Annotated in this window: 13 protein-coding genes and 4 pseudogenes; 2 read left to right on the plus strand and 15 right to left on the minus strand. The window is 63.8% G+C overall.

Features of this window, described 5'->3' with window-relative positions; all coding sequences use genetic code 11:
* Window positions 1-152: 152 nt before the first annotated feature.
* From AC5RWG_RS04530 to AC5RWG_RS04540, 3 genes and pseudogenes are all read right to left on the minus strand, one after another.
* Complete coding sequence (locus AC5RWG_RS04530) at window positions 153-812, minus strand: DUF4145 domain-containing protein (RefSeq protein WP_494049715.1); 660 nt, start codon at window positions 810-812, stop codon at window positions 153-155.
* Window positions 813-1,003: 191 nt separating this feature from the next.
* Window positions 1,004-1,639: a hypothetical protein gene (locus tag AC5RWG_RS04535; protein ID WP_494049714.1), complete on the minus strand. Its 636-nt coding sequence runs from the start codon at window positions 1,637-1,639 to the stop codon at window positions 1,004-1,006.
* A gap of 64 nt (window positions 1,640-1,703) precedes the next feature.
* Window positions 1,704-1,862: pseudogene (locus AC5RWG_RS04540) on the minus strand (CpaF family protein); the annotation flags it as partial.
* A gap of 1,267 nt (window positions 1,863-3,129) precedes the next feature.
* On the opposite strand from AC5RWG_RS04540, the gene AC5RWG_RS04545 reads away from it, so the two are divergent.
* Window positions 3,130-3,384, plus strand: a complete 255-nt coding sequence (locus tag AC5RWG_RS04545) for a hypothetical protein (protein WP_494166482.1) — start codon at window positions 3,130-3,132, stop codon at window positions 3,382-3,384.
* Window positions 3,385-4,044: 660 nt separating this feature from the next.
* Here the strand turns inward: AC5RWG_RS04545 and AC5RWG_RS04550 are convergent.
* The 7 genes and pseudogenes from AC5RWG_RS04550 to AC5RWG_RS04580 form a co-directional block, all read right to left on the minus strand.
* Window positions 4,045-4,170 (minus strand): annotated as a pseudogene (locus AC5RWG_RS04550) (IS5/IS1182 family transposase); the annotation flags it as partial.
* Between the two features lie 686 nt (window positions 4,171-4,856).
* A complete protein-coding gene (locus AC5RWG_RS04555) occupies window positions 4,857-5,093 on the minus strand; it encodes a hypothetical protein (protein ID WP_494049712.1) in 237 nt (78 codons plus the stop codon).
* 17 nt (window positions 5,094-5,110) lie between these two features.
* Window positions 5,111-5,338 (minus strand): annotated as a pseudogene (locus tag AC5RWG_RS04560) (IS481 family transposase); the annotation flags it as partial.
* 137 nt (window positions 5,339-5,475) lie between these two features.
* Entirely contained in the window at window positions 5,476-6,108 is a 633-nt protein-coding gene (locus AC5RWG_RS04565) for a hypothetical protein (RefSeq protein WP_494166483.1), read from the minus strand.
* A complete protein-coding gene (locus AC5RWG_RS04570; protein ID WP_494166484.1) occupies window positions 6,098-7,531 on the minus strand; it encodes a tyrosine-type recombinase/integrase in 1,434 nt (477 codons plus the stop codon). Before AC5RWG_RS04570 ends, AC5RWG_RS04565 begins: the two co-directional genes overlap by 11 nt.
* A 775-nt stretch (window positions 7,532-8,306) precedes the next feature.
* Window positions 8,307-9,476 (minus strand): tyrosine-type recombinase/integrase, encoded by a 1,170-nt coding sequence (locus AC5RWG_RS04575; protein ID WP_494049709.1) that lies wholly within the window; start codon window positions 9,474-9,476, stop codon window positions 8,307-8,309.
* 115 nt (window positions 9,477-9,591) lie between these two features.
* Window positions 9,592-10,010 (minus strand): annotated as a pseudogene (locus AC5RWG_RS04580) (CpaF family protein); the annotation flags it as partial.
* A 208-nt stretch (window positions 10,011-10,218) separates the two neighbouring features.
* On the opposite strand from AC5RWG_RS04580, the gene AC5RWG_RS04585 reads away from it, so the two are divergent.
* Window positions 10,219-12,036: an ABC transporter ATP-binding protein gene (locus tag AC5RWG_RS04585; protein WP_494166485.1), complete on the plus strand. Its 1,818-nt coding sequence runs from the start codon at window positions 10,219-10,221 to the stop codon at window positions 12,034-12,036.
* Window positions 12,037-12,101: 65 nt separating this feature from the next.
* Here the strand turns inward: AC5RWG_RS04585 and AC5RWG_RS04590 are convergent, their stop codons facing one another.
* Genes AC5RWG_RS04590 through AC5RWG_RS04610 form a run of 5 tightly spaced genes read right to left on the minus strand, consistent with a single transcriptional unit; the run spans window position 12,102 to window position 16,494 of the window.
* Complete coding sequence (locus AC5RWG_RS04590) at window positions 12,102-13,085, minus strand: glycosyltransferase (RefSeq protein ID WP_494166486.1); 984 nt, start codon at window positions 13,083-13,085, stop codon at window positions 12,102-12,104.
* Window positions 13,086-13,088: 3 nt separating this feature from the next.
* A complete protein-coding gene (locus AC5RWG_RS04595; protein ID WP_494166487.1) occupies window positions 13,089-14,225 on the minus strand; it encodes a glycosyltransferase family protein in 1,137 nt (378 codons plus the stop codon).
* Entirely contained in the window at window positions 14,218-15,444 is a 1,227-nt protein-coding gene (locus AC5RWG_RS04600) for a glycosyltransferase family 2 protein (protein ID WP_494166488.1), read from the minus strand. Before AC5RWG_RS04600 ends, AC5RWG_RS04595 begins: the two co-directional genes overlap by 8 nt.
* A complete protein-coding gene (locus AC5RWG_RS04605; RefSeq protein ID WP_493979108.1) occupies window positions 15,441-15,824 on the minus strand; it encodes a DUF2304 domain-containing protein in 384 nt (127 codons plus the stop codon). Before AC5RWG_RS04605 ends, AC5RWG_RS04600 begins: the two co-directional genes overlap by 4 nt.
* Before the next feature lie 4 nt (window positions 15,825-15,828).
* On the minus strand, window positions 15,829-16,494 hold the full coding sequence (locus tag AC5RWG_RS04610; protein ID WP_494025582.1) for a glycosyltransferase family 2 protein: 666 nt from the start codon (window positions 16,492-16,494) through the stop codon (window positions 15,829-15,831).
* Between the last annotated feature and the right edge of the window lie 21 nt (window positions 16,495-16,515).

A 16,515-nucleotide genomic window follows, 5' to 3' on the forward strand; every position in this document is an offset into this window, starting at 1 on the left:
ACAGAAATAGTGTCCCCGCCGTGGCGGGGTGTCTGATCATGGTGCCTAGAAATTGCCCCGACTATCGGAAGACCCTGCGGCGGAAGTACAACGAGGCCGTGCGCGAGCCGCCTTGACTCGCTGGCCTGCGGACTGCTCATTTCACAGACTATTTAATCCTTGCTCTTCTTCGCTATGCGCGCGGCGCGCGCACGCGCCGTCCGTGCTGGGCCTTGGAACAGTTCAGAAAGGAGGTCGTCCATCAGCACCAAGACTTCCTCCGCCTCTTCTGCGGTGACGGCTGCTGCTATCTCACTCGCATCTTGCTCGCCTGTCTCGCGCCCTTCGCCATTGGCGGGTAAGTTGAAGTCGCCGTGCGCGGCATCGTTGCCCCAATGACGGACTTCATGCGCGGCTTCCTTGATCCCGTCACGGATAAGACGCATCTCCGCTAGGGCTTCAATCCTTGCGTGGAGGTCCCGTCCCTTCGCACCCTTGAACTTCGCAGACGCCTCAACAACGGCCCGTGCCAATGCTAGAGCTCCTCGATAGGCTCCGATTGAATAGCAGCGCCAAGCTTCCGTCGCTGCGGAGTCGATCGGAGAAGGAACATCCGGAAAGTCCCGCACGTCCCCCGGTGCCGGTGACCACCGCTGGTCGCTATATTCCTCAGGCTCGTCTGGATAGCCCGGGTCGCCGGGGCGGTAGCCGGACGTCCACGTGACGACACTGAGCCGATGGCAGTTGTCGCAAAGGTAAGCGGCATCGGACACATAGTCTCTGCCGAATCCTTCTGAAATGGGATGGGAGACGGGACCGCTCAGGAGCGTCATGTGGGAAATCTTTTTGCACTAACCGCAGGTAATTGTCGCCATCGATCTAATCTAATGGACCGTCTAACCAAATCAGACGATTGAGGTCCCTCGCGCGCGCGACCCCCCTACCGATCGCCAGGGGGGAGATGACCACTGCCGGCTAACTCGGTCGCGCAGATTATCCGGAGCCCTTGAGACCCCCCTACGCCCTACGACCGACTGGATGCGTTGGCTTTGTGCGGGGTCGTCTCGAGAGCTAGGGATTCTCTCATGGCGTCCTTCATGGTCAAGTTGAACTTTTTTGCTTCCGTAGAAGCATCATCAATCGCAGGGTCAACATTTTTTATGAAGCTGAAGTATTCGAACGCTGAATCGTATACTTCCGGGTCACCGATAAGATCCACGACCCCGAGGAGGGACCCGATATTCCCGGCCAACATGACCATCTTTTCCGACAGATTCTCCTGTCTCGCCATGAGCCCCTCCAAGCCAGGCGTGTCGTGGCTTAGGTCTGCCAGCGAGTCAATCTCCGGCTTGGCGTGCTTGTATCGATACACCGTCAGCAGATATTCATCTAGCATGCGTATGAGGTCCGCATAAACAAGCTTTCGTTCTTCTCGCATGCGTATCGAATCCTCGCGGCTATTCTGGCTCCTGAGCCGCTCCGCTTCCTTGCCCGCTGAAATGAGCTGGGTGACTACCGATCCGGAGATGCCCGCAACGGCACCGATAATAGCCGTCCACAAGGGCAACCAGTCTGTTCCGCCGGTTCCAGTACCCTCCTTAGCGGCAGCGGTTATCTGCGTCTCAGAAAGAAGCGCCACGATGATAGCGGGAAGTTCCATAAGCCTGAGAGTACCGCCAGGCACCCTGATTCTCCTGAATGCGCGGAAAGGGAAGAACGATGGCTGCGGCACCCAGGAACTGGGAGGCTTCCGGTGTTAGCGAGCCCAGTTCGACCAGGTGCTCCAACCGCGAAGCACGGGCGATAAACTTCCTGATGATGACCGCCCAGTGCCGGGGGGTGATGTCCGGAATGACAACATGCAGCCTCGATCCTTCGCTTATCTAGCCCCCGATCTGCGAAAAGCTTGCAATGTATACAGTTTCGGGCCTCACATCTGTCAGTTGTTGTCAGTTGCAAAGCTCGCACACAACTTTGGGTGGCGAACGCCGCCAACTGCGAAGCGAGCATCCGTCGACTCCGTTTCAACAAGTCCTACCTGATGCTTCGGATGCTTGCCCACCGTCCTGACGACACTGATGAAATGCCACGGAGTTGGCTGCCAACCGGCACCGTGCTTGAATCGCTAAGGTCCTGAGCCAAGAGGACGTGGCCCATGGATCGCGCCTCACTCGCTACACCTAGCAGAAGTACGAGAGTTGCGAGTCCGTTTCGGGACGACGGGCTAACCCCACACTGCGGCCCCCGCTTGCACTCGCACAGACTCTCGAGGTCTCCCTTATCGATGTTCTCCCCGATTGCTGCTCCAACCCTACGTCTGTGCTAGAGCTAGGGCGCTGGAGGCGACGGGCACCGCCGATCGCAGAGACGGCTTCGACTACGGCTGCTGGATTGACCCAGAATCGCTTCGATTCGCTTGATAACTTTTATCAGCGGGCGCGATCGTTGATAAAGTTATCAAGCGATCTGTTGCTGCCACATCGGTGGAACCACCGTAACGGACCCCGAGGTTGTCTCCATGCTGAACATGCTCATTCATCTTGACAGGGCAGCTACGGAAAAGATTGGTCCGGGTATTAGTCACTGGGTGGTGTACAGCAACCGAGACATCAAGCGAAATAGTACGGGCTACCGCATCATGCGGGTGGATGGACCCGGGCCGATCACTTTCGGCTACACGGACGTACTGCGTCAGCCTACGGTGAAAACTTATCTATAGCGCGCCTTCAAAGACGAGGCGGCGGACCTAATGGTTGAATTCCGGAAGAATATACGAGTGCTTCGGCGGTGATGAGTTAGTCTTTGCCCATGCCCCGTTCCCGTCTCACTTCTGTCGATAGGCTCGCCGCCGCCGCGGCTCTTGCATTGACTCTTATGATGGCCGCGTGCAGCTCTGGTGCATACTCCAACGACGAACCCGAGCGCTCTGAGCCGCTAGCTGACGTCTCGACGACTGTTGAGCCTTCCACCGCGTGCCCCGGGCTCGTCGCAGCACCGGCAGGTTTGGCCCAGCAAAAGGCAAAGGAGATTGGTTGCATCGAGGACGGCAATGGAAACTGGGTTCCCCAGGGGCAGCCCGCTCCAGCTGATGCAGCCGCTCTTCCAACTGCCGCGGCTCAACCTGACGGAGGGATTCCGTGGAATCAGGCCGTGGAGTACGCCTGGACAACACAGCGCGTCTGCGGCCCCCTCGCCGGTGGTGGCAACTCGGACGACGATGTCTTCCTCAATCTCGGCCGCGACTACCCTGACCCGCAACGTTTCCAGATCGTGGTGTGGGACGTCGGCGGCCTTGAGCCGATCGACGGCGGTGTCACTTTGTGCACCTCAGGCCAGATCACCCTGTACAAAGGCGTGGCGCAGATCGAGCTCACCGACCCGGGACTCATTGAGGTCTACAGGTAGCTCCAGCAGCCTGGAAGAGCATGCCGCTTGGGATAACTGGTCACTCCGTGGTCGCGTCTGGTTCATGGGTCCTACGTGAGAACGCCGAATCCGAATCAATTTGCGCGGCGTAAAGCGAGAAAAGCAGTCCGGGCTGGATCCAAGGTAACGGGCACGATGTGCCGCCGAGACCTAGCCAAGCGTGCAATCAGTTCTCTTGTGAGTGTTGGTGGGTTTACTGCTGAGCACGGGGCAATGGCTTGGGATCGCGATTCCGTTTCCAGGTGATGTCTACGAGACATCTTGGCAGTGACGCGACCGCGCCATAAGGATGTGTCGTTGCACCGGGAGAGTCCCGGATAAGATCACGGGGAGGTATTGCGCGCTCCTGCGCAGCCGACGAGGAGTATGAGCGTGTGCGAACCGAGGTCGTCTGCCGACGGCATGCCAGCCAGCCCCGGATGCAAGCGTTTAATCATCGAGGGCCAGGCCCTCGGTAGGATCACATTCGCGGAGGAAAATCGTCGATGGTGAAGCTTAACTTGAGATCTGTCGAGGAACGCGTTGCCCCACTCGGCGGCCGTGAATCCTACGATCGCGAGTTCATATTCAGCCTGTTACTGGCGTACGGGAAACCCCAGGGCAATGTGACCCGACTACGCAACGGCTCGCTCAACGTTGGTAGGTGAGCGAGAGCTCGTCGTACCGGGTGGCGATGCCGCGCCATTGCTTGAAGAGGTTGAAGGACTGCTCGACGGCGGCCCGCCCCTTGTAGGCCCCGGCGTCGAAGTTCACCGGGCGGCCGCCCTTCTCCAGCCTCACGACGTCGCCGAGGCCAGACGGCTCCGAGCAGGAAAACCGCTCACTGGAATGGATCGCCAAGAAATTCAAGGTGAGCCGGTCAACAATCATCCGCGCGCTTCGCGCAGACGGTCTTGTAAGCACTGTGTACGGTGGGAGCACAAATTCTGCCGGCATCAGGGAGACGTTCAATGGCGAAAGCTCACAAGCGGAACCAAATTGATGGGCAAGCCAGCCTACACGCGAACCTACCCTGGACACCGCACTAACGGCACTGAAGCTCTCGATGCGGGCTAGCTTCCCCTCTAACGCTACCGTCCCAGCTTCCCTCCCGCCCGGCGTCCAGAACAAGCGGTCGACAGCAAACTACTGGAACGACTCACGACACGAACGCTGGGACTGTCTTAACAATCCATGAAAGTTACCCGGGTAGTGGAAAATCAATCTCAGAAACGCTGAGTTGAAAGGGCAACTGGGGATGGACGAAAAAAGGAAATTCAAAGTCGGGAATCTAGTAGATGCAAAGGAATTGGACCATGGCGTCCTCAGACCCTGAATCGCCACAGCGTCCGATCGTCAGCGGGTTTAGGGGTGTTCTGATGTGGATTGCGGCCATACCGGTGGCAACCCTCACTGCCGAATCCCTAGCCCCCGGAGCAGGCCAAGTTGTATCGCTGATACTCGTAATTAGCTCACTTGGAGTCGTGCCATGGATTGCCCAGCGGCTGAACCCCTGAAGAGTCCAGCCGCTTACGCTGTGCTTGCGGCCGCACTCCTCCGGTTTCATCGAGGCCTAGCTTCTTCGGCTCCTCTTCGCTCCAACCGTCCCGGAGTGCATGGGCATAGGCGCGCTTGTTCTCCCGTTCGGCTTCTTTGACCTGTTCCGAGAGTTTGTCCCTGCGCTGCCGGGCCTTGACGAGTTCGGTCACTGAGGCGATCCGGGAGTCCAATAGGTTCCGCGCCTGGTTCTGCGTTGTTTCGAGGTCAATGGCTGGACCAGCTCACCGGGGCGTTCGCGCTCCTAGCGGACTGCGGTGGCCTTGGACGCCCTGATCACCTTCCTGGTCATCGAGTCCAGGGCCGCCAGGTGCGGGACGCCGTTGCGGGCCAGGACCCGGGAGACGGTACGGGCCGGCACGCCCAGCTCGGCGCCGATCCATGCCGGGCCGCGCCTGCGAAGAATGGTGCACAGCCCATCCCCATTGCCCTGCGCCACGACGACTCAATGAAGTGCGGGACGGCCCTGCGAACTTCGACGGGGATGGGTACTCATCTTAGGGGGCAATACCCACCAGAGGTGCGTCATCAACTTCAGTCAGCCTCTATGCGCTGGTGGCGCCCGAATGCGACCACGTTCTCGGCGCCGGCACTCAAGCGCTGAACATCCTCGGCATGGGCCTGTCGTGATGCTGCCAGATCGCTTTCCAGAACCTGGACGAGGCGTCGCGACTCAGCCAGTTGGCGGGCCGTGTTGTGTGCGTCTGCTACAACGCGTTCATGGGTAATGCGAAGTTCCGCATACACTTCAGGGTTCACGGTGGACTGTTCGTCGAGCTGCGAGCCGAGCCACCGCTTTCTTTGGGCTTGGAGATCGGCGATGGTCGCCTTTAAATCGACGATCACCTTTTTATCGCGCTCGATGCGGGATAGAAGTGTCGCCCTGTCAGCGCGAAGACCAGCATCAGAGCCGTTTCGTCCGCGTGTTGAGTCCGGTGGCCTCGGTGCTCGATCGGCGGCAGCAGCGGCGGTGATGGCTCCGTGCAATGCAGGGTGACTGTGTATGAATTCCCGGGACACTTTCGCGGCCCGAGCGATGCCTGCGATTGTCACTCGGCCGCCATTCCTTTTCACCTCGTCAAGAGCGCTAAGCACGGCAATCTTCTTGTCTTCAGACTCTTTTGCTCTGTGCTGGCGGAGTGCTTCTATTGCGGCTTCACTCGCCATCCTGAGCACCTCGCAGTATCTGTCGAAGGTCGATTCTCCGGGGCGACGTCGCCCGCCGTCTAACATCCGCCATCTGATCAAGCGCCGCTTTGATAACCGCCCTCTCTTCGACGTCGAGCCCATCGATGTAAGCGTCGATTCCGTCGATTACGGTCGTGCAGTCGGCGATTCTGGCGGCGTAGTGGTCGAGCATGTGGGTTGCGGTTCGGATTATCCGAGCTCGCTCTAATTGGACTTTCAGATGTTGACGTTTGGCGGCCATCCCATCGCGCTCCAGTGGGTCGACTAGGAAGAAGGGACACGATTCGCAGGCGTGACTTAGCGCGCAGGAGTGCCCGTTTGACGTCACGTTTTGAGGTTCAGTGCACGTACCTAATGTGACTGCGATTTTCCCGAAGGAGTCGCGTTCGCGGTCTATGGTGACTGGTTTACCGAGGAGATTCAAGCGCCGCGGTGGGATGGCTGAAAGCGCTTTCTTGCGCCTCTTGGCGGTGACGGTAAAGTACGCCATCGTGGTGTTGAAGTTCTTGTGACCCATGTAGTCCTGCAGGACATCCGGAGTGGTTGTTGGCCGCCCTTCGTCATCCGTCGCATCAGCGAGACGCTGAGCGAATGCATGACGGAAAGAGTAGGGATCAATGGTAGACAAATCGAATTGGACGAGGTTGCCTTCTGCCCCTTCGACCGGACCGACGAACGGAGCCTTCTCCAAGATTACCTCGAGCAGGCTGGCGATTCGGCGGCCGAGATAGCTGCTTTCGTAATGCATGTCTTTGACGATTCTTCGCGATGGGAAGAGCCATTTGGACTCGATGCCAGCATCCCGCTTGATCTTCTGCCAATCCCTGATTACGTCGTGGGTTTCCTGGTGGATCGGCAGTCGTTTACCTTTGCCGTACGGCGGCTTTCCCTGCTGCCACTCGAGGTATGGAGAGCCTTGGTTGTCATACGACAAGCAGTCGTCTTCGAGGCGAACGGTTTCTCCCGTTCGCCGTCCGCATCGCTCGTGAACGAAGATCATAGCTCGCACTTCGGCAGTTCGATATGGATCACGTCGGACGAGAAGCTCAAGATGGTCCATCACCCAGTCGACGATCGGTTGCGGCACGAATCTGAAGGGTTCATCAGGATTAGCAGACGAGGCCTTGCGCCCCAGCACTGTATGTCGCGTCGGATCCACGGTGAATCGTGGCGATACTTCGTTCCAAACCGAAGCTTGCGCGTCGTCACCTCGCGCGTACTGAACCACTTTGGCTATACCAGCAATGCGCCGCCCCTGAGCCTTTGGGTCGCTCCACCTCGCCCGAATCTCGTTCACGATCGCAGTCATGTCCGCCCGCCCGAGCAATCGAACTGGGGTCATGCGCTGGCGCAGAATTTCGTCGGCGAGTACCCATGCACTCCGGATTTCGAGGAGCTCCACATACCCGCGTGCACAGGATCCAGCCGGGCAACGCCCCGAACATCGCGCTGTTGGACCGCATATAGCAGCTCCCAGCGAAGTGGCTCCTTCAATAGGCCGAACGGGGTTGCAGCAGTCTGCGCGAAGGTCGTGCGGGCAATCGGGTCCAGGAGCGGTTCGACCTCCAGCTTGAACCAATGCTCGATAGTCGCCGCGGCGGTCGCGTTCTGGCGACGAGCCCATGCACTGAATCTACGGTGGTGCACCCCGCACATGTCGTCGCTGTGGACTCGGTCTGATTGACAGCCATGGAAGACGCACTTGCGCAGAGCCGGCAGAGGTTTGGGCTGGCGTGCAGTTATCCAATCATCGACGGAGTAGACCTCGTCGCCTGCTAGCGCGAGATGTGTTCTGTAGTTGAGGCGATGCGCCACACAGAGCCCCAAACTTCGGTGGCTGCGCGGGCAGCCGACGACGCGGCAGCCGACGACGCTGTCGTCTCGAATCCGGGGTGACGCAATCCATTCTTCGAGAGTTATGAGTCCTGCTTTACGCAATGCCTGCCACCGGCCGCGACAAGTCGGGCATAGTGATCCGCCTTGAATGATCACGTCGCAGTCCGCGCGTTTGCAGACCGTCAGGACCACACTGGACTTTGTCCCGTCAGGCATGTAGATCAGCGACTCAGCGTCGAATTCGCCTGGCCTCCAATCCTGAAGAATCAGGGACTGTAGATGTTCAGTCCACGTAGCCGCCTTCTGAGGCACCGGCGAGATAATTGCGTTTGAGAGTCTCATTAATGAGTTGTTCCAAGGTCGATTCGACGTGGGGCAAGTGCGCTCAAAGCGACCCTTTTCGCGTTCTCCAAGTCGTGGGCGTAAATCCGTGTGGAAGTGATGCTTCGGTGACCGAGCAGTTCTTGGACGACGTCAATCGGCTGTGGATCACAATCGATGCCACGCACGAGGCGAGTCGCGAAAGTGTGCCGGAGCATGTGAGGTCCCGAGAGTTTGAAGTTGATCCGCTTTGAGCACCGAGCGATGAGATCGGTGACTCCGGAGGAGCTCATCGCGGTTCCTCTGGCATCGCCGAAGGTGTAAATGTTGACGAACACATGGGGTGACGGATCTTCTTCGCCGAGCTTCTCGTGGCGTTCAATTGCATACTCGATGTACTTGTCGACGAGGTCCTCGCTCGCATAGAGAAGCCGGGCTTGGCCCTTCGCCCGCTGCCCGTTCTCCACTGGATTGTCGGTCCGAACGTGAAAGTGCGGATCGGTGGCCCGGCAATCGAGTTCGGCCGAACCGCCTGCAAAATGTAGGTCTTTAATGAATAGCGAGAGAGCTTCTCCGACCCTGATGCCTGTGTAGTACATCAGATCCACTAAAAATCGATCGCGGGCGTTGAGCTGGATGGTTTCCAAAGCGAGACGTGTTGATGAATCGCTGATCCACTCTGGTTCTCCCAGTTCAGAAGTATTGGCAGTCCTGAGTTCGTCGGCGAGAACTCGCCTTCGCGCGCCATGCTCGCCGCCGGCCGCCGTGCCTGCGGCGAAGTACTTGACCTGCGTGAGCCGGCTGGCAACGTCCGTCTTCAGCAAGTCTTCGCTGTCAGCCCAGTCGTAGAATGATCGAACCGGCGTCATCCAAAGAGCGACGGTTTTCGCACTTCGAAGAAACTCTCTTCCGTTTGGCTGCGCCACCGGAGTTTTAGCCACTACATGCCGCCAGAGAGCAACGTGGTGAAGCGAGATCTCCCGCCAGTCGCTCGTCAGCGCAGTCCAGGACAGGTACCAGGCGAGGCGCGCGCCATAGTGCTTCACCGTGTACGGTGAGCAGCCCGTATTCGTAAGAAACTGCAACCAAGCCGAGGCGACGTGAAGCCGATCGTCCTCGTCGACGATGACGAACCGGTCGCCCGACTCGGTCGTTGCAATCGTGAGCATGTACGCCGGCTTGGTAAGCATTCCACCAAGCTACTATTCCCGCTAGCCACTGACACAGCCAGATATAAGGGTCAGAAACTCGCTCGTTTATGAGGTGGCTGTCTTTGCCTGACAGGATCGAACGGGGCTAGATAACGTCCGGAAGGGCCGCATCGACGAAGGGCGATGACAAGTCCAGGCGGCGCCCGGACGACTTCAACATCCGCTCCACCAAATCCGCCACCTGCTGCTGGGTGAGCGAGACGGACGTCAGTTCGGATTCGCGCCTCGGGCTACATAGACCTCGGACGGAGAGTTGATCCAGATTTCTTCGATCGAGCGGTCGTCCAGCAGCGGTTGCAACGGACCGAACCCGGCCACGGCGTCAAAAACGTACTTGCGTGCAGCATCCAAGGGTCCGAGCGGCGGAAGAGATCCCAGCAAGGACCGTTCGTCATAGTCGGTCACCGCGGCTTCGCCCAGCCGTCGGACCTCCGGACCTTGGCGGACAGGGTCCAGGCCTCGTTGGCGGATCAGCTCACGGACCTCCCCCTCGACGATCCGGATGCCCTCCATCCCTTCTCCCCCCTCAGAGTTCGGGCGCAACCCCGGCCACGCGAAGCTGAAACTTGCGGCCGGGTGTGTCCACCGACCCTAGCGGCCGGTCTTCGCACCGGCCAGCCCCCGCATCCCGATTGTGGAAAAACCGACCCATCTTCGATCCGTCGCTGGCCAGTAGTCGTCACGGGTGATAAGGGCGCGATGGAATAGGCTGAGGGGCAGTATGAAAAGCATCCTCGACGTTCTTGTGCCGCTGCTGCGTACCCTGCCCGAGGGCAGCCGGCGTTTCCTGACCGGCTACGGCGCGGCGTCGGCCGCACTGGCCCTGCTGGACGTCGTCGCCCTGGGGCTGATCGCCGCGCTCCTGCCGGCCCTCGTGGGCAGCTCCGACGCGGAGCTGCCCCTCGTGGGCAACGTCGCCGAAAACGGCCTTGCCCTGCCGCTGCTGGCGTTCATCTGCCTGCTGATCGTGCTCAAGGGAGTGCTGGCCGTCCTGCTGCTGCGCTTCGCCACCAAGCGCTTCGCCCGGCACGAGGTGGCCATCGGCGACCGCCTCTTCGCCGCCTACCTGGCCTCCCCTTGGGAGAAGCGGCTCGGCCGCAACTCGGCCGAGATCGTCCGCTCTGTGGACGTGGGGGTGGGGATCACCGTCTCGGGTGTCCTGATGCCGGCGATGAGCCTGTTCGGCGAGCTGGGCACCCTGGTGGCCGTCGTCGTCGTGCTGTTCGTGGCCCAGCCGCTGATCGCGGTGGTGACCATGATCTACCTGGGCCTGGTGGCGCTGCTGCTGGCCAAGGTGATCTCCCCGCGCGCCGTGGCCATCGGCCGAGAGAACCGGGAATGGTCCAACCGCACCGCCAAGACCCTCTACGAGGCGCTGGGCGCGCTCAAGGAAATCACCCTCGCCGGCCGCGGGCCCGAGGTGCAGGAACAGGTGCACGGCACCAGGACGAAGTCCTCGATAGCGCGCGCCGGCGCCATACAGATCTCGCAGATCCCGCGCTACGTGCTGGAGACCGCCCTGGTCCTGGGGTTCGCGCTGCTGGGCGGCGTGGGCTACCTGACCGGCGGACCGGCCGGGGCGGTCAGCGCCGTCGGCCTGTTCGCCGTCGCGGGCTTCCGGCTGATCCCCTCGCTGACGCGCATGCAGGCCGTGCAGTCTTCCGTCAATACCAGCGCGTCCTTCGCCCGGCAGATCGTCGAGGACATCCATGAGGGCGAGGCAGAGATGTCCCGGCTGCGCGACGAGCGCCCGCAACACGAGCTGCCGGACAACGCCGCGGACATCGAGCTGCGGGACGTCGCCTTCAGCTATCCGGATACCGCGGCACCGGCCCTGCATGACGTGAACATCCGGATTCCGGCCGGCAGCCACGTGGCCTTCGTCGGGGCGTCCGGCGCCGGGAAGTCGACGATGGTGGACCTGCTCCTGGGCCTGCTCGAACCGAGCCGCGGGCGCATCCTGGTGGGCGGCGAACCGATGGATTTCGTGCTGGATTCCTGGCGGCGGCGCATCGGCTACGTGCCCCAGGAGGTCTCGCTCTTTGATGCCTCGATCGCACAGAACGTCGCCTTGGCCTGGGACCAGTCTCGCGTGGACCGCGAGCGCGTGACCGTTGCGCTGCGGCGCGCGCAGCTGCTGGACACCGTGATGGGGCGCGACGGCGGCCTGGACGCCCTGGTCGGCGAGCGCGGCATGGCGCTCTCCGGCGGGCAGCGGCAGCGGCTCGGCATCGCCCGCGCCCTCTACGACAACCCCCGGGTGCTCGTCATGGACGAGGCCACCTCGGCGCTCGACACCGCCACCGAGGCGGCGGTGACGACGGCGATCCGGCAGCTTCACGGTGACGTCACCGTCATCACCGTGGCGCACCGCCTGGCGACGATCCGGGACGCCGACATCGTGTTCTTCATGCGCGGCGGAACGGTGGCCGCTGCCGGAACCTTCGACGAGGTGGTGGCCACCGTGCCGGACTTCGCCGAACAGGCTGCCCTCGCCGGCCTCGGAAAGACCGGGAAGCCGGTGGAAGAACACCGCTGAGCCCGCGTCCGCCGCCGAGGCGAGAACCGGCCGCTCCGGTCCCCTCGGGTCGGAACCGTCAGGCCCTAGCCCGCCGCCGCCTCGGCGTAGAGTCCTGCCAGCCGGTGCACCAGGCGTGCCGGGTCGTGGTGTTCCCCGAGCCAGGCGCGGCCACCCAGGGCCGCGGAGGTGCGGGACGGGTTCTCCAGCGCCGCCGCGGCCGCAGCCGCGAGCGCGTCGGCCGACTCCCCCTGCAGCACGGGAGGCAACCGGTAGTACCCCTCCCCCAACTGCATCACCACGGGAACCCCGATGCCGATGGCCTGCAGTTCGCTCATGGCCAGGATGCCGGCACTCTGGCCGATCACCACGTGTGCCGACGCGAGCCAGCGCAAGTACGCGGGCTTGGGCATCTTCGGCACCATCACGACGCCGAGTTCCGCCGCCCGGGATGCGCCGTCGCCCCACTCCAGCCCCTGCAGTTCCACCTGGCTGCCGGCGGCAGCCTGCAGGGCACGCACCAGCTCCAGCTGCCGCCGGCCGCCCTTGGAGTCATCCCAGCGGGAGGCGAAAACGATCCGCGGCCGCTCGGCGGGCCGCCACTCGGGCAGTTCCTCCAGGTCGAGCGGGTTCGGCAGGTACACGGCGTCGGGGCGGGCCGTTTCCGCGTGTTCGCGCAGGTCGGGGGTGGAGTACAGCACCTTCACGGCGTGGTCGGCGCCCCACTGCAGCGCGGGGCGGCGGACGGGATCGTAGTACTGGGTGCGGATGTCCGTGCCGTGGAAATGCAGCACGAAGGGCTTGACCGGGCGGGACCGCACGACCCCGATCCGCGACCCCGAGTGCACATGCAGGAGGTCCGACCGCAGGATGGCGGCCGCCCGCCGGGCCTGCCACGCGGCACCGGCGGCGAGCTTCCCCGCCCGGCCCACGGCCGACGACGCCGCGCCTTCCGGCGGGATGACGTTGAAGTGCCGCCACGGGCGCCCCGCCCGCCGGCCGTACTTGACCAGGGTGGCCCCGACGTCGGCGGCGTCGTAGATGTGCAGGACGCGCGGTTCTGCCGCCACCGCTCAGGCCTCCTGCCGGGCGAACAGACTGTCGACGGCCTGCTCCCAGCCCTTGATCTGGTGCTCGGAGGACAGCTCGCGGGCGGCGGCGTGCGCGTTGGCCTTCCACTCGTCCACCAGCTGCGGCGTCAGGGTCTTGAGCACCTCCACCAGGGCCGCGGGCGTGAAGTCGGCGGTGACGGCGCCCAGCCCGTGCCGGCGCAGCAGCGTCTCCATGGCGGGCGAGGGCCCGATGATCAGCCCGGTGCGGGCCTGGACCGCCTCGAAGAACTTGTTCGGCAGGGCGTGGGCCAGGTTGAAGTTGGTGGGCGGGATGATGGAGATGGCGACGTCGTATTCGGCCACGGTGTCCACCAGTTGGTTATACGGGACGGGCTCGCGGAACCGCACCCGCGGCAGTTCCTCGCCGAGGGCCTTGAGCTCGGCGACGTAGGCCGGCTCGTTGGGCATCACGATCAGGTCCAGCTCCAGATGCTCCGGCGCGCCCCGCATGGCCTCCATGATGTCTTCGATCTTGCGGTAGCGCTGTCCGGCGGAGCTGTAGATCATCCGGATCTTCGCGCCGGTGGGCCGCGGCTTCCGGTCCGCGTAGGGCGCTGCGTTGGTCACCACGGAGGCGGCGACGCCGAAGTCCTTGGTGTACTGCGCGGCGATGCCCTCCGCCACCGTGGTCACCGAGCGCACGGCCGGCAGGTAGGTGCGGCAGAGCCAGCGCACGTAGGGAGCGACCAGCGCCCGCCAGGCCGGTTTGTTGAAGTGCTCTTTCGGCGCGAACTCGTGCAGGTCGGCGTGGACGCCGTGGTCGGGTCGCAGGCTCAGCGCCAGCGGGACGGTGTTGGTGTCATTGGCCAGCACCGCGTCGAAGCGCTGGCCTCCCAGCAGCTTCCGGGCCTGCGCGACGGCAGCGATGTTCCAATAAACGTCCACGTAGCGGCGCAGGGCGAGCCGCCGGGGATCGCGCGGCCAGCTGGCCAGCGCGGTGTCCAGCTCGAAGTGCCCGGCGACGCCGTCCGGCGCGGGGCCGTAGCCGCAGGTGAAGACCCGGTACTTGTCCTTGAACAGGGTGATCTGCTTGAGCACCCGCGGGTCGCTGCGCAGCGGCGAGAGCGAGAGGACCAGCAGGGATCGGGCATCAGTCACGGGGCTGCCTAACGTCGGGGCTGGCTGATTCCGGGGCGGCGGAGGAGCCGCCGGCCCCGGCAGGGCGTCCCGCCGCGGCGGCCGGGCTTGCCTGCAGCCGGGCATCGCGCAGCCGGCAGGCGGCGGTGAACGCGAGCGAGTTCAGGTTGGTCCGCAGCGGGGCTTCGCGCCGGGCGTTGTCCGGCCAGCGCCGGGTGAAGGTGCGCCGCAGCGCGCCGGCGGCCTCCCGCCGTCGTATCTCCGAGGCAAGGTCCGCGGCGGAGGCCGCATCCCGCAGGGCCAGCAGCAGCCGTTCGTCCGGGGCGCCCAGCAGGCGCGGCGCCCCGGGCGCGGCGTTGATCAGGGAGCGGACGACGGCGGACATCGCCTCCCGGTCCTCGGCTCCCCAGGCGAAGCCCGCACCGCGGCGCAGCGCGGCGCTGATGACGTGGCCGCGCAGCAGCTTCACCGCGATGGCCTCGCGCCGGGCACCCGGCAGCGACTGGAACCAGTCCCCGGACACCAGCGACTCGACGTCCTGGAACTGGGCGCGCAGCGGCAGCACCGCGGCGGTGACGCGTTCGTCCGCGTCCTGTCCCACCAGGTACGCCGGGGCGTGGGCCGGGTAGGCGATCTTTTCGCCGGAGAACCACAGGCGCAGGCCGAATTCCAGGTCCTCCCCGGTGCGCAGCCCGTCGGTCAGCCGCAGGCCCAACCGGCCGACCGCCTCGCGCCGGATCAGTCCCAGCGGTGCCGTCCGGTAGGCCAGGCGGTCGCGCAGCGGATCCACCAGCGGGCCCCGGAACACGCGGGCGCGGGGCGTGAGGATGCGTGCGCCGGCGCGGTAGCGGAGGGGTGCGACGACGGCGACCGCGCCGGTGGCGTGCGCGGCGTCCAGCCAGGCGGACACCGAGCCGGGCTCCAGCGTGTCGTCGGATCCCATGATGCCGACGAATTCTGCCCGGGCCTGGTCCAGCCCGTGGTTGAACGGCCCGGCCGGGGACGGTATCCCGTCGGCCAGTTCCAGCACCCGGACGGTCTCGGGCAGTCCGGCCAGCTGCCCGCGCACGGGATTCGGGTCCATGTTGTGGCAGACCACCGTGGCGCCGACGCGGCCGGGCGCTGCGGCCAGGACCGAGTCCACGGCGCGGCGGACGGGACGGTCAGCGGTATGGACGGCGATCACGATCTCGGCTTCCGGACCGCTGTCGTGGCGGCCAAGGTTCTCCGGCACGCTCATGTCCCGCTTCCGGGGGGTGCCGCGTCGCTCGGTCCGGCCACGTCATCCGGCTTGGGCACCTCGTCCAGCGCGATGCGCCGGGCCAGCTTGGTGATCCGCTCCTCGAGTTGCCGGGTGCGCTGGAATGAGCTCGCCATGTAGATCAGGAAGCACACGATCAGCCCGTACAGCACCAGGTCGGTGCCGCGGCCGATGCCCAGCGCATTCGCCACGGCTGTGAGGATGCCCGGGAAGAAGACGGACAGCGCGGCCAGGACCGCGAAGAGCATCAGCAGGATGCGGCGCACGGCCTGGTGCCGGGCGTTCTGGCCGCCGCGCATCAGCGCCAGCGCGCCGAGGGCGACGGCCAGGACCAGGACGATTTGGACGACTATGAGCATGGGTTCACCGGAAGAAGAGGTCAGCGAGGATGTTGATGCCGTTGAGCAGGGACTGCCCCTTGGACTTGGAATATTCCGTGTAGACGATGTGTACCGGTTGTTCCACCACCCGGGCATCGAGGGCGGCGAACTGGTGGACCAGTTCGGAGGCGTGTGCCATCCGGTTTTGGGTCAGGTGGATCTTCCGGGCCACGTCGGCGGAGATGGCACGGAGCCCGTTGTGGGCATCGGTCAGGCGGTAGCCGGTGGAAATCCGGGACTGGATGGCCGCCGTGCGCAGGACCAGGCGCTTGAGCGCCGAGACCTCGCCCCGCCCATCGAGGAAGCGGGAACCGAGCACCACGTCCGCTTCGCCGGCCCTGATCCGCGCCAGCATCGCCGCGGCGTCCTGGACCCGGTGCTGGCCGTCCGCGTCGAAGGTGATGACCGCGTCCAGCTGCGGATCCTGCACGGCATATTCGATTCCGGTCTGCAGGGCGGCGCCTTGGCCCAGGTTCACCGGGTGGGCAACGACGACGGCGCCGGCCTTGCGGGCCAGGGCGGCGGAATCGTCGGTGCTGCCATCGTCCACGCAGACCACGTGGGGAAAGGTTTCGAGCAGCTCCTGAATGACCGAGCCGACGACGGTGGCCTCGTTGTACATCGGCACGACGACCCAGCAGCGACTCACCCGCCTAGTATTCCACACAGG

Source organism: Arthrobacter sp. Y3221160 (assembly GCF_059092585.1).